This window comes from Singulisphaera photorubra (assembly GCF_045290345.1).
GTDB lineage: Bacteria > Planctomycetota > Planctomycetia > Isosphaerales > Isosphaeraceae > Singulisphaera.
Map to the genome: position 1 here is coordinate 8282283 of NZ_CP155447.1, position 14186 is coordinate 8296468.

5 protein-coding genes are annotated in these 14186 nt (G+C 63.2%); 3 read left to right on the forward strand and 2 right to left on the reverse strand.

Annotated features, from left to right (window positions below):
* Positions 1-243: 243 nt before the first annotated feature.
* From V5E97_RS31180 to V5E97_RS31190, 3 genes are all read left to right on the forward strand, one after another.
* Positions 244-1062 carry an inositol monophosphatase family protein gene (locus V5E97_RS31180; RefSeq protein ID WP_406695455.1) on the forward strand — a complete coding sequence of 273 codons (819 nt, stop codon included), beginning with the start codon at positions 244-246 and terminating at the stop codon, positions 1060-1062.
* A gap of 349 nt (positions 1063-1411) precedes the next feature.
* Positions 1412-4921, forward strand: coding sequence for a hypothetical protein (locus V5E97_RS31185; protein ID WP_406695456.1), 3510 nt, complete (start codon positions 1412-1414; stop codon positions 4919-4921).
* A gap of 32 nt (positions 4922-4953) precedes the next feature.
* Positions 4954-12021, forward strand: coding sequence for a hypothetical protein (locus tag V5E97_RS31190; protein WP_406695457.1), 7068 nt, complete (start codon positions 4954-4956; stop codon positions 12019-12021).
* Between the two features lie 9 nt (positions 12022-12030).
* On the opposite strand, the gene V5E97_RS31195 is transcribed toward V5E97_RS31190, so the two are convergent.
* Both V5E97_RS31195 and V5E97_RS31200 read right to left on the reverse strand, forming a co-directional pair.
* Positions 12031-12354, reverse strand: a complete 324-nt coding sequence (locus V5E97_RS31195; RefSeq protein ID WP_406695458.1) for a hypothetical protein — start codon at positions 12352-12354, stop codon at positions 12031-12033.
* 833 nt (positions 12355-13187) lie between these two features.
* Positions 13188-14060 carry a hypothetical protein gene (locus V5E97_RS31200; RefSeq protein WP_406695459.1) on the reverse strand — a complete coding sequence of 291 codons (873 nt, stop codon included), beginning with the start codon at positions 14058-14060 and terminating at the stop codon, positions 13188-13190.
* Between the last annotated feature and the right edge of the window lie 126 nt (positions 14061-14186).

Sequence of the window (14186 nt, forward strand, 5' to 3'; positions counted from 1 at the left end):
GTATGCATCGTGACGCGTCGAGTGCCAAACATGCCACCCATCCACGCGTAAGCGACAGGAGACTAACTCCCAAACATACATCGTTGACGACTCCGGTTGCCGCCGGCGACGTGGCGACTCCAAAGAACGATCCGCCCCGTCGCTGGATCCCAAGGTTGTCTCGTACATGAAATATGGCTAATAATCCAACCTCTTTCAAATTAAATTACGCAGTCTACCCAAATTTCGGATAGGAGATGACGGTTGAGCCAAGACTATCGAGAGTATCAGGTGGCAGCCGAGCAAATGGCTCGGGAGGCGGGGGCCCTCTTGCGCGACGCCTATGGACGAGTTGTCGCTCGTGAGAAGGGGCCGGGAGATCTGGTCACGGACGCCGATCTCGCCAGCCAGCGGTTGATCGCGGCGCGGATTTTGGAATCCTTCCCTGACCATACGCTGCTCGCCGAGGAAGAAGGAGCTGTCCCGGACCCTTCCCGACCCTGGCGTTGGGTGGTCGACCCGCTGGACGGGACGATCAACTTCGCGCATGGCTTTCCATTCTGGGCCGTCTCAATTGCGCTGGAGCACCAGGGGCAACTTGTGGTCGGAGTCGTCCATAACCCCCTGACTGGTGCAACTTACAGTGCTTCGCTGGGCCGAGGGGTTACTCTTGATGGGGTTGCCGTGCGCGTCAGCGCGGCCAAGCGGCTCCGGGACAGCCTGATCACGACCGCCATGCCGACGGATTTCGTGGATGTTGCGGACATTCAGCTGGCCTATTTCCGCCGGTTCTCCACGGGAACGCACTCGGTTCGCCGAACCGGTTCGTCGGCTCTCAACCTGGCGATCCTCGCCGCCGGCGGCTGCGATGTCTGCTATGCGAGCTTCATGCACCCCTGGGATGCCGCCGCCGGGGTTCTTCTGGTCCGTGAGGCAGGAGGAACGCTGACGGGGCTGTCCGGCGAGGATTACGACCTTTACGGTGCGGGGATCCTGGCGACGAACGGATCGGTCCACCAGGAGGCGCTTCAATTCCTTGCAGAGGCAAGAGAGCCTCACGATAAGCCCGGCGAAATTGCATGAGCCAGCGTTCTGGATTCTACCAGGCGATCTTCCATCGGCCGTCGGGAGCGACCCCGGCGGCCCGCCCTTGGGTTCCGACCTCATGTCAAACCGGGAAGGGATGAGCGGTCTGTTCTCACGGCAGGTGACTTTGCGGTCTGGGCGACTGGGATCGTGGCAGCACGATGGTCCACGTGCTATATTCAGAAGTGGCGTCCCGCACGCTTGAACTTGGGTTGCACCTCACTCAGGACCGCGCCCGAGGGCCATTTGGATTTCATTTCCCAGGAACTGAATCCATTTTCCTTCACGAAGGTCCAGCGACTTGCGTCGTTTCATCCGGCTGCTGACTTGGAGAGTCCTAACGGTCTTGGCCGTTGGGTTTCTGGCTTCAGCACGTGCAGGGGAGGACCCACCTCTCTCCGCCGTCGAGGAGCCGAAACCGGCGACTCCCGCCGTCAAGGAGCCAACGCCGACGGCTCCCATTGTTGAGCCCTCGAAGCCGACGGCTCCCAATGTTGAGCCCTCGAAGCCGACGGCTTCCGACGTCCCGCCGGTCTATATCTTTCTCAACTCTCCCGCTGAGATTGAGGAGCTTTGGAAGAAGCTGAAGCAGCCCGACTTCATCCTGATGAGTGGCGACGAGCTTCGGAAGCGAACCGAGCTGTTGGCGAAGGGAGGAAGTCTCCCGCTGGTGGCTGAGGGGACCGTTGTCCGATCGGTCGCGATCCGAGGCGACGTGACGGGAGAGATGGCCAACCTCTCGGTTCATCTTGTTGTCTTAACCCCCACACCCGGACCGAACTGGGTCCCGCTCCGGCTCGATAATCAGACGGTGACCCGGGCGATCGAGAAGGAGCGGCCTCTCCCCTTGAGGGTGATCCCGGGGGGCGGATGGGAAGTCGAGTTGTCCGGTCAAGGGGAGCACCGGGTTCAGGTCGATCTCAAGGTGCGGCTGCGGTCAACGACCGAGGGGCGTTCGCTAGAGCTTGGCATTCCCGAGGCCCCTTCCACACAGGTTGAGCTGGATGTGGATCAGGTGGTGTCGGATGCTCAGGCGGGGCCCGTCGAGCCGGTGAATCGGGAGCCGATTCGCGCGGGAAAGGGGACTCGACTTTCGTCGCATCTTTCCCCGCGGTCGCGTCTCGACCTGGGCTGGCGGGTGGAGGCGGAGCCTGGGGCTCAGCTTTCTCCTCTGTTGTCGATCCAAGGCGATATTGCCATCGACGTGGATCCAGGGGCGTTTCGAGCGCGGTCCTCCTGGGAGATCAAGTCGGTCCGTGGCTCAATGCGGAGTCTCGAGCTCCAGCTTGATCCTGACGACGAGGTCCTTGAAGTGACACTCGATGGACGGTCGATTCCGGCCGGAATCGAGCGGGACGGAAAGGAACGCCGATTATCGATCCCTCTGACGGAGCCATTGCGGCCCGGTTCAACCAAGCGGTTGTCGATGACAACCCAGAGGAAACTTCCTCCCCAATCGTCGGCCCGCCTCTTGTTTCACGGTTTCCCCTTGAGCAATGCCAAGGAACAGTTCGGGGCGATCGGGATCGCACAGAGCGGCAACCTGGTGATCAGCCCCACGGTCGGTCGCGGGCTTCGGCGGATCGATCCGAGAACTGAGCTCACCGATGACCTCAGAACTCGACCGGGTACGTTCCTCGCCTACCAGTTTGTCGATCAGCCGTTCGACCTGGAGCTACGGATCGAGCCCTCGCCTCCACTGGTCACCTTCGATGCACGCACGACGATCAGCCTGGGAGCCGGTCAGGCGCGGATCGATACCTGGCTGGGCGTCGAGACGGCCAACGGCCGGCTGTTTGACCTGAATATCGCCTTGCCACGAGGGCTTGAGCTCGAGTCGGTCGGCCCGCCGGAGATGGTTGAATCGTGGCAGCTCTCTCCCGAGCGGGACGAGGGACGGATCGTGACGGCGCGTTTGACCTTCCGGGCCCAGGAGGGCAATTCGTTTGGTCTTCACCTCGTTGGCCGCCAGGCGGTCGATGCCACACGACCGGTGGCCCTTGCGCTCTTTCAGCCGCGTGAGTCTTCGCTTGGCGGAGGCCGGATCGCTGTGCTCACCGAGCGTAACCTGACCGTCGACTTGGCCGAGCGAACCGAAGGCTCGGGGCGGACCGAATCCTTTCGCTCCGCACGCCAGGAGCCACCGGCCGATTGGCGGTGGCCCCCGGATCGATCGAGCGCGGACAACCCGTCGCTCTGGCTGCGCTACGATGGCACGCCCGCGACCTTGCCACTCCGAATGGTCGTGCACCCGCGCTCGGTCACGCATGAGACGAGCCTTGTCCTTCAGGTGGGCCGCCGGGGCGTCGATGGCCGGCAAGAGACCGAGTTCGCCGTCCATTTCGGAACCTTGGAACATGTGGACGTGGAGATTCCGCCTGAACTCGTCAATCGCTGGGAGATCGAGGATGGCGATGTGGCGAGTCGGACCGACCTGGGACCGACTCCGCACGGAGGCCGCCTCTTTCGGCTGAAGCTTGCCGACGAGGTGACGGACCGCGCGAAATTGACGTTCCGCTTTCGGCGTCCCCTAACGGCGGAACTCGAGCCCGAGCGAAGGGCCGAGATCGACGTCTCCTGGCTCCGCTTTCCATTGGGAGAGACGTCTCCGGTGCGGGCACGCGTCGCCTCGGATCCGGGGTTCCGGGTCGAGGTGATTCCAGGCGGCTGGCAACGCGTCGCCGGAGAAGACGTTACCGCCTCGGCGGGCGCTCTCCCGCTCCAGTACCGTCTGCTGAGTACCAAGACGGAGTCGGACACACCACCGATTCGCCTCAGCGCCGTGGCCTTGACGTTGACCCCCTTGCCCTCGCTCATCGCGTCCCGACTTTGGTTGCGGACCGTTCAGGGGCCTGAGAATGACCTTCGGACGACGGCCTGGTTCTGGGTGGAAGCGCATGAGTCGACGCTCTCCGTTTCCCTTCCCCGCGAGGCCGTGCTGAGCCGGGTCCGGGTCGGTGGAGTGCCCGTGGATCGGAAGGAGCAACTGCCCCAATCGACCGGCTATCCCGGCTATCGCTTTCGGTTTCCTTCCCAAGCGGGATCAGGGCCACTGCTCGTGGCTCTCGAATACCTGGTTCCCGCAACCAGCGCCAAGCACGCTTGGACTCCTCCTCGTTTACTCAATGGCATCGTTCAGCAAACGCGCTGGGAAGTCGTCGTTCCTTCGAGCCGTGAGATTGTCGGCGTCCCGTCGGGATGGACCGACGAAAACCAGTGGTACTGGGATAAATATGTTTGGCGGCGGCGTCCCTGGAAGTCGACCGAGGATCTGGCTTCGTGGGCGAGTGGGTCCACCAGTCGAACGCGTGGCGCCAACGGATGGGACGAGGATGGCCGGGGTGACTATCACGCCTACCTCTTCGAGCACCCGGGCCAGCCACCTGACCTTCGCTTGCTCATTGCCACTCGTGGCAGCCTGGTGGCACTCTGCTCGGGGCCTGTGCTGGCCTTGGGCGTCTTGGTGGTTGTTTATCGTCGGCCGCGGTTCCGGCTGCTCTGGTCGGTTTTGCTGGCCCTGGCATTGGCCGTGTCCGCGTCCGCTCAGCCGAGCCTGACGCTGCAAGTGGTGCAGTGCGCCATGGTTGGCGTGGTCTTTACCTTGCTGGCCGTGGTATTGCAACGGATCGTCGATCGTCCGCGCCCCGGTGCGACAGCCGTTTTTGGCGAACCCGACAACCTGGGGACAGCTCCGCATGGCGGCTCCTCAGTGAACCACACGGCCGGAGTCGGATCCGACGACTCGACGGCGATCCGGATCCGACAGGTCTCAACCGTCGATCACGCGGTCGCCGTCTCGCCGCCGACGTCTGATACGGCCTCGGGACGCGGCACTTCCCGGAACATCGGCCAATAGATCGAGACGCACCCATCAGGGAAGAGTGAGCCGTGACGATCGATTCCTCCAGTGCCGTTTCCAATGGCCACCGGCGACTCTCGGGTTGGGTGTGGGCTCGCCTGTTGATTCTGCTCGCCTTGCTTGGAGCGGGCCCGCCCGAAGCGGTGCGGATCCGCGTCCCGGCCGAGAAAGTCGGGACCTGGTTTCCGCCCGGCACGGAACTCCGAGGACTGTCCGCGGAGCAGTTTGACTCGCTCTTGGCGTCGGCCCGGGCGGGCTATCAACGCCAGGCCGGACAAGCCCCCGCGCGTCTCTTGCAGGCCAGACACTTTGCGCGATGGAACGCCGGTCTGCTGACCGGACGTTCCGAACTGGTGATCGAGGCTCCTGCCGGGCCGGGACCCCACGAGCTGATCCTCAGTCCCTGGACGCCCGCCATCGAGCCTTCCGATGAACCGTCGACGGAACTGAGGATGCACAGTGACGGTCGGACCGCAGTCCGCGTTGCGCCGGGAACGGTCTCCACCGTAACGTTGAAGTGGCAACTCCGCGCCAGGACCGGTTCGCAAGGCCGCCGGTTCACGCTCGGCCTACCCGAGACCGAGACGTCGAGGCTCATCCTCGACCTCCCCGAGGACTGGATTCCCGAAGGCGCGAGTGGCATTCGTCAGGGACCCGATCCAGGGAGCGAAACGGGTCGAAAGACCTGGCGTTTTGAGGGTCGAGGGGGGCTGGTTGACCTGCAACTCCACGGTCGTCGACAGGACCAGGGGGTCGGCCAGGAGCCACGAGTCTGGGTCTCGGGGCCGACTCGAGTCGAGCTGGGAGAGGCGTTGGCAAACTGGACCATGGAGTGGATGGTGGATCTTGAGCCCCACGCTCCACGCCGATTCCAGGTGGAACTGGACCGAGGACTCGAATTCGCCAGTGTCACCGGCCCTGGCATTGAAGAGTCGCGAGCTGAGGTCATTGGCGAGGTCACTCGCGTGACCGTCCTCCTGAATGACCAGGTCTCGGAGCCAACCCCGGTGACCTTCCGAGCGGTCACGCGGATCCCCGCCGAGGGCGCGTGGGCGATACCGGCCGCTCGGCCGCTCGATGCGCTCTGGACTGGGGGGAGAACGAGCGTTCGCCTCGATTCGAGCCGGCTCCTGAGGGATTGTCATGAAGCGGCGGGCCGTCGAGTCCCGTCGCAACCGGCCGCTGATGCGGCTGATCCCAACCTCATCGTTTTCGAAGCCGAGGCGCCTCGATCGGTGGCCCTCCTCACATTCGGAAAGCCTCGGGCCGATGTCTCGGTCGAGGTTCGCGGGCAGCTCCTTCTCGGGAATTCCTCGCCTCAACTCGAGGCTCAGTTGACCTGGCGGGTGCATCGTGGGCACTTACTCGCGCTCGACGTCGACTTGCCGCCGGCCTGGGTTCCCGAACGGGTCCAGGTCGTGGGCATTGACGAGCCACTGGCCTGGCACCCGCGAACGTTGCTGGAGGGGGGCGTCCGGGTCCACATCACCCCTCCTTCGGGGGATTTCACCCGAAGTTCGTTGGTGCTCAACCTGACCGCGAGTGCGGCGATCGCGGGGGGCCGTGGCCCAATCACACTCCCCCGAGTTCGGCCGGTTGGGGTCCAGGTCGTGGATGAACGCTGGCTCGCCTGGACGGAGTCGGGAGTGACGCTTCATCCGGCAAAAGCGACCGGGCTCGCCTGGATCGACCCGTCGCTGGTGATCGGCCCCTCCAGCGACCGCGCCGTCACACCGGCCGGTTTGCGCGAAGCCCTGGCCTGGCGCTGGATTGCCGATCAGGCTGAGGCTCGTGTGAATCGCGAGCGTGTGCAGGAGGAACCGCGAGCCTCGATCCAAATGCTCGCCAGCATCGACCGCGACCGGTTGCGGCTCGATTGGCGGATTTCGGTCGATGCCGGCGAAGAACCGCTCCGGTCGATCCCCCTGGTCTTGCCCGACCCGATCAAGGGCGCTGGCAATTGGCGGTTTACCAACGAGGTGACCTCCGCCGAGTTGTCGCGGAAGCCGATCGATCCCGCGAGGCGGGCCGAACTCGGCTTGCCCGAGACTGGTCAGGCCTGGGAACTCTTGCTTCCCGACTCTCCCTCCGGGCCGGTCGTGGTTCGTTCTCGACTGGAGGTGCCCTGGAAGGGGCGTGGTCGGCTCCCTTTGCTCGTGATGCCCGATCGTTTCCGCTCGCGTCATTTCGCGATCGTGGATGTGGCTCGACACTTACAAGCAAGCGTCGAGTCGTCCGGGCTCCAGGATCTCGAGCCGGCAGTGGCTGAGGAAGCCATCCGGCTTGGGAGTCGCTTCGAGGGACGAGACAACCTGAAAGTTCCAATCGACCCGGTTCCGAGGCGTCGGGCCTACGCTTTCAGCTATACGAAACCCGGGGGCCGCCTTGAAATTCAGACCGAAGCCTTGGAGCCGGCTTCGAGTCCGGGAGTGATCGATCAGTCGATACTGACGACCTTCGTCGATCCTCAGGGGCCGCTCCGGCACCAACTGACCCTCAGGGTGACGATCGCTGATGCTCGGACGCTCGACCTGACGCTTCCGCCTGGTTCAACCTTGGTCCGGGTAAAACGCGACGGCCAGCCGGTGGCCCCAGCCCGGAATGCCAGGGCACTCTCATTGCCGTTACCGTCCCCGACGTCGTTGCGTAACGCCTGCACTTTCGTACTCGACTATCAGACTCCTCGTCGGGCGTCCGCGGCTGGCCAGGAATACCGTCCGGAACGTCCTGCGGCGTCGCTCGCTTACCTGGCTTTCCGCTGGGAAGTTATCGTCCCCGAACCCTGGCTGGTCGCGAGCCACGGATCGTCGCTGACGGCCAGCGACCCGGCTTCCGTACCGACTGGGTTGCGACGGTTCTTGCCGCCCTGGCAGTGGTCGAGGAAAGCGGAATCGAAGCGCGATTCGGACGTGCTCCGCTCGCTCGACCAGCAGGCGGCCGAGACCACCACGAGCGAGATGACCCTGGGGGAATGCTTCACGCGATGGGATGCCGGTGCCGCGCCGGTCGTCATCGATCGCATGACGCTCGAGTCCGGTGGTTGGGGGCCTCGATCGCGGGTTTCCCCGCCTCAGAGCAATCGCAATCGGTCTGGGGCAGCCAGCGCCGTGATCGGCCCGCTTGGGCTCTCGTTGGTCCCGATCGGCGAGGCGGTGCTTGTGACGACTCGAGTGGAAGCCCCCGATCGACCGGGCGGTCCCCTACGCGATCCCGAAGGGAGAGCCGCATGGGAGTCGCGGATTCGGGAAGCCGTGGTCAACGGATCGGATGTCTCTGACCGGTTCCAGGTTGTCGCCCGTTGGCGTGGCGAGAGTGTGCGGAAGTCGCAGTATGGCAGCGAGACGTCCGATATCGATCCGTTGCCAAACGGCCGGCGGATCTGGCGGTTCACGTCCGTGGGATGGCCCGAGACCGGCCTGACGATTCAACTCGTCGACGAGCAGCACGAGCGTGCGACGGCCTGGGTGGCCGGGTTGGCCATCCTGGCGGTTGGGATCGCCTGCCGTGGTCTGTGTCCTCATCGCCGCGCTCTTGGGCTGGCAGTGGTTCTGCTTGGTTCCGTCGTTGGATTGGTCATGACGGCCTCGCGCCCGTCCGCGATCGCGGCGGGGGGCGCGACAGGCGCCTTGGCCGTCTTTTTCTACGGGTTGGGGAGTGCGGTTCCGGCATGGCCGCGTCGTCGCAATCGCGATCCACGCCCTTCGTCCTTGCCCCGACTCCGGTCGGGTTCCGGAGTGATTTCGGCGCTCCTCGCCTGTTTCGCCTTTCTGATGGGCGCCGACGCGGTTCGGCTTACGGCCGCCGGAGTCAGTGAAGGATCCCCGATCGTGGCTCTTTATCCTTTCGAGGGCGCAGCCGACCCGACTCGGATGCCGAACCGGGTCGTGATTCGCCTCCAGGATTACGAGCGTTTGCAGACGTGGTCCGACTTCACCAGAAATGAACCAGGCCAGGGGGTGGATGCGCTTTCGGCCACCCATCGCGTTACCTGGAAAGGAGCGGCTGGAGTCGTCATCGAGTCGGCGATCGAACTGGTGCTTGAAGGCTCACGGCCCGCTCTCTGGTCGTTCCCCGTGGGCCACGCCCGCGACATCTCGGCGGCCATCGACGAAGTCGAGGTTCCGGTCCAGATTCAATCGGGAGGCCAGGCCGCGTTGGTCACTGTCACCGGCGAGGGGCGGAAGCAGCTTCGCATACGAAGGTTGCTCACGCCCCGACGCCTTGATGACGCGGAATCGATCACCTTGCCGATTAATTCCTTGGCCTCGGCTCGGGTCGAAATCGGTCCTGGCCCGGCGGGCCGGCGCATTGAAGTTCCCAACGCCCGGGGGGCCTTGGCGGCAAGGGCCGGCGGTTCGGCGGGTAACCTCGGCCCGGTGGATCACCTCGAGGTGCGCTGGGTTTCCAGCAACGAACCGAGGATCGCGGCCACCGGTTCGGTGGAAGGACTCCTCCTCTGGGACGCCGAACCCGCGGGAGACCGGGTTCGCGCCCGCTTGACCTATCGCAGACCCGAGGGGACGTCGGTGATCCGACTCCGGCTCGATCCTGGTCTCGTTGTCCGCTCCATCGCGATTCCGGGCCAGGCGGACGCGGGTCTGATTGCTTCCGAGCAGGGAGTGGAGTGGGTGGCTCACATCAATCCGCCGCTCCCGGATGGGGCTTCGATCCGGCTCGAATTCTGGAGACCGCACCCGATCGGGCACGAGACCGAGGAGTTGCCCGAACGCACGCTGCCCAAGATCGAGCCGTTGGGGGTCGAAACCTACTCGGGCGCGATCGGCTTTCGCCGACCGGCCGACTGGGCCGGTCGACTGTCGGGTCTGGCCGGGAGCGACCCGATCACCGAGGAGGTTTTCGTACGGTCATGGGGGAACCTGCCCGAAGAACCACTGACGCTCTCTGGAGTCACGCGTTTCCTTCGTCTCTCGAGTGTGGCGGTGCGGACTGGACCTCAGCCCTCACGCCTTTCCGTCCAGCCGACCGTCGAACTCAACCTTGGCCCCGGCCGTGTCGAGGTGAGTCTGGAAGCGAAGCTCACCCAGGTTTCCGGACGGTCCTACCAGGTCGAGTTCGACGTCCCGAGCGAACTTCAAGTCTCGCGAGTCGAAGGCGATGGGGTCACCGACTGGAGCCGTTCCGCCGGACGAATTCAACTCCGCTTCGATGGACCGGCCGCCAAGCAGCGCACGGTTCGGGTTCTGGGCTGGCTGCCAGTACCGTACGACCCTTTGGCCACCGGGACCACCCGACAAGAGGTTGGCGTTCCCTGGCCGCGTTGGCAAAATGTCGACATGAGTCTGGGGACCCTGGGCATCACGACGCCAACGACCTTCCAGCTCGAAACGGCGGCGGGAGTGACGCTCTCGAATCCCGATTTTGAGGACCTGAGTCTCACGACCGTTCGGACCACCTACCACGTGGATCGGCCCGAGGGGCTTGGCCGGCTTCGGTGGGAGGTTGAACCCCCACGCGTGGATGTGCAAGTGAGGAGTCAGTTGACAATCAATCCGGACTCGGCCGAGTGGGTCGCAGTCCTTCGTTACGACGTTTCCGGAGGGGCCTGCGACTCCATCCAACTGAAGCTCCCGACGGCTTGGGCTCAGTCGTCCGAGGTCACACTGGCGGGGGGAAGCCATCAACTCACGTCGGAGTCGCGCAAGGAACGGACCGTCTTGACGATCCGCCCCGAACAACCGATCTGGGGCTCGCAAGACGTGACGATTCGTTCGGTGCGATCGCTCGCCCAGACGAGTACGCTCTTTTTCCCGGACCTCGAAACCTCGGTCAACGGGACGACGGAGAGCGACCTGGCAATCGTGAATGCGTCGGGACGCGAGTTTTCGACCGAGGGGTCGCCGAGTTTGCAGCCGATCGAAGACTCGTCCCGGTTCCAGACCGAGGAGTTTTCGCCGCTGCCCGGTCTCCCGACGAGCGTTTTTCGCGTCAAGTCGAAGGGCTGGTCATTAAAGGTAGATGCTCCCGGCGGGACGCTACTGGCGAGGGATCTCGGCAGCGGGCTCACTCGGACCGCACTGACCGAGCTTGAAGGCGTGGTCCGGGAGGACGGATCGATCCTGGGATCGATGCGCTGCCTGATCGAGAATCGAACGGGCCCTTTTTTCTCGTTCTCGCTGCCCCCAGGCTCGACGCCTCTCTGGGTCTCGGTCGGTAGCCAGCACACTCGGCCACTCCAAGCGGCGTCGGGCCGTTGGCTGATCCCGCTAGAAGAACACGATTCGGACGAATTGACGGTAGTCTGGACGTCGAAGCCGAACCTGCCAAGGCCTGGAGGGGGGCGTTTGATCCCCTACCCTGGGCTCGACCAGGAGCGGATTCCCACGTTCATTTCCCTGCGAGTTCCGACGCGTTGGGACGCCACGAGCCAGAGCCCGGCGCTTGCCGCGGTGGCTCCGGACCGGCAAGATATTTCGCGAGCGGAGACGCACGGGCGGTTGATCGCCGACCGGCTCGTGACGATCGACCGCAGCTCGCTCCTCGAACGCGAAGCCCTGGTCGCCTCACTCATCGACTTCGAGTTGATGCTCCGCAGCGCCGAGCGCGCCGCGGTCTGGGAGTCGCCCCTTTCGTCATCGACGCGAGAGACCGAGCTCAGAGTGATTCAGGCTCGTGTTCGCTCCGCGCGACAGGGATTGGCGGAGGCCGTCGAGACCGCCGCCCTGGACGAGCTGGCACGAGCGGCCCGGGTCCATCTTGGCCTGGCTCGCGAGGAGACGACCGGGACCACCATGGAGATCGCCGAACCCACGGTCTCGGTTCGGCTCCGGAGGCTCGGTCAGCCTCGTCGCTTCGATGGCGAGTTGGATCGGTCCGGAGGGCCCCCTGCTCTCCTGGCCACCTCCAAGCCTTCGACCTGGTCGAGCGATTCGGACCAAGCCTCGGGTTATATGTGGGCCGCCGTCGCGTTACCGCCGCTCGTCTGGGGCCTGACACGGCGCACCGGCCGGCCGAACAACCTTGCGAGTGTCCTCCTGCTGGTCGTGACACTGACCGTCACCGCCATCGGCGGGGGACTCTGGATCTTCCTGCCCGCGTTTTTCATGGCGGGGCTCGGTTGGCTCTTCCCGGATGCCTGATCCTCCGGCTCACCGGTGCGAACAGGATGCGGTAGCATCAGAGTCGATTTGGCCTTCATAGGGCCAGATGCAGCGATGGAAGCGCATCGATGTGTCGGACTGAAACGCGAAACGCGATGGCCGACGCCCCGATGAATCGGTCGGGTTGCCGGCGATGGTTGTGGCGAACTTGCGATCGTTCTCGATGTGGAGGAAGTAATCACCGACGTGCTGCTCGCGGAGCCGGCCAGGAGCGGCGTGGAAACTGTCGACGAGCTGCCGCACCGTGCGGGATAGCTGTGTAGATTGAAATTGTATGTGTTTATGTTTCGATGTTGGCGACAGTTGCCACAAGTGTTCTCCTCTCACTTTGGATGCGATATGTCTGTTTAGAATGTACGTCTGAGAGTCTGTCCCAGAAGGTGAATCCCACGGGAGCTTTTGAATGATCTGCTGGGTGCCATGCGGTTCCGTACTCGGAACCCATGCGGGAATGCCTTGGCCTGGCGCGCACGGGTTCCGAGTACGGAACCCGTGGCACCCAAACGGCCTTCAATTTTCGGTTTCCCTGAACTTACGAGACAGACTCTGAGAGGTATTGTGCCAAGATTCGGAATCTGTGTCATATTTCGGTGGGAGGCGTGTTCGGTAATCGCCGAATCAAGTTCCCGCCTCTCAAAATTCGTCGAACGGATGAGTCCCAGGCCGAGGGGTAGGGCCAGCCTACGATGGATCCAACCAATGCGTTGGCCGCCTTCCTCGCTCCACACATCTCGGCTCGTCGGCACCATCTTTGACATCCGGCTGATGCCGCCGGATCGGATCCCTCCAGGACGCTTCCTTCTCCGGATCTCTCTGATTATTGGCCATCGTGCCCCCTGAATCTTGCGATGACCCAAGCTTGACGAGTCAGGTCGTGAGATGAAAGATTCGCATAGCGGACCGGACACGAACGGACACACCAGGTGTTGGCCCACGCCTGCTCCCGGCGGTGCGAGTGAGCAAAGCGATTCAGCATCACGCAGCGTATGCATGACGTGAAGAGCCGGATGCGGAAAACCCAATCCAGCTCTCATGTTACAACAACATCGCCGAGCCAATCCTGTCCCTGAGCAAGCGCTTCTGACAAGTTCCCTCGAGTGGGCTCATCGCCAAGGCGGTATCATCAAGGGAGGTGGTTGATCCTATCAACGATCCTTCGGGGTCGGCCTGGACTCCGCCTCATCGTCCCGAGAAGGTTCGCGGGTCATCGCTTTCCATTGGTCGGACTGTTCTCGGGTGAGGAGCGCGAGCACTTGCTCAAGGGCCCCCTTGAACAATGGATCCACTTTCTTCATGAGGGCTATGGAACTCTCGAAGTCCTTCGGAGGGCCACCCAACTCCTTTTCCAACGTTCGAAGCCGATCAAAGGCCTCTTCGATGATTGTGTGGATTTGATTCTGTTGCTCGGTGCTCAGGCGAAGTTTCTTCTGAACATCAGGCCAGATGAATGCTCCCACGCCTTGACCGGTCAAAATGTAGTGCTCTAACCATTTACACTGGATGGGTGACAGGATTTCGATCAAGGTCACCCCAGTTTCTCGGTTCACGAACTCAACGATTTGCGCATCGAAGGTCTCTTGGGGACCGGATAACTTCAGATTCAGGGTGCCCTGCCGCCCTTGTTTCAGCCGCTCTTCCCGCTGTGTTTCGAGTTTTGTGATCTGGGCAATCTGATCCTCGGTGAGCCTCACTCCTCTCAAGACCCTCTCTATGTTGGGCAAGGTGAGATTTTTCGAGCCTACATACGCGCCGAGGCGTTCTAACTCTAAATCCGCCCGGACAGTCTTGAGCAATCCCTGGGGTTTCGTCTCAGCTTCCTTCGCCGGAGTTTGGCTCTTTGCCTCACCAGCACTGTCATCCGTGCCCTGGCCTGCACCCGCCACTCCGGGTTTCTCCGTTGCGGGGGGGGCGGCACGGAAGGTCGGCCCTATCCCGGGAACGAGGAGTACCACTCCCATCGCAAAACTGATTCGAGAGAGAGGAGAAACTCTTTGATGAATAATGTTCGCGTTATTCATGATATCGTTTCCAAACGAAGTGATATAGCATTCAACTCTTGACCAGCAGTAGGTGGCCATGCGCCTACATAGGGCAAACCAGGAGGCTTGAGTGAATTGCCAAGACTCGCGGACAGTTTTGTTGAA

Bases quoted from the DNA above. Each gene is read 5' to 3' on its own strand.
- V5E97_RS31200 (WP_406695459.1), bottom strand. From the start codon at position 14,060: ATGAATAACGCGAACATTATTCATCAAAGAGTTTCTCCTCTCTCTCGA.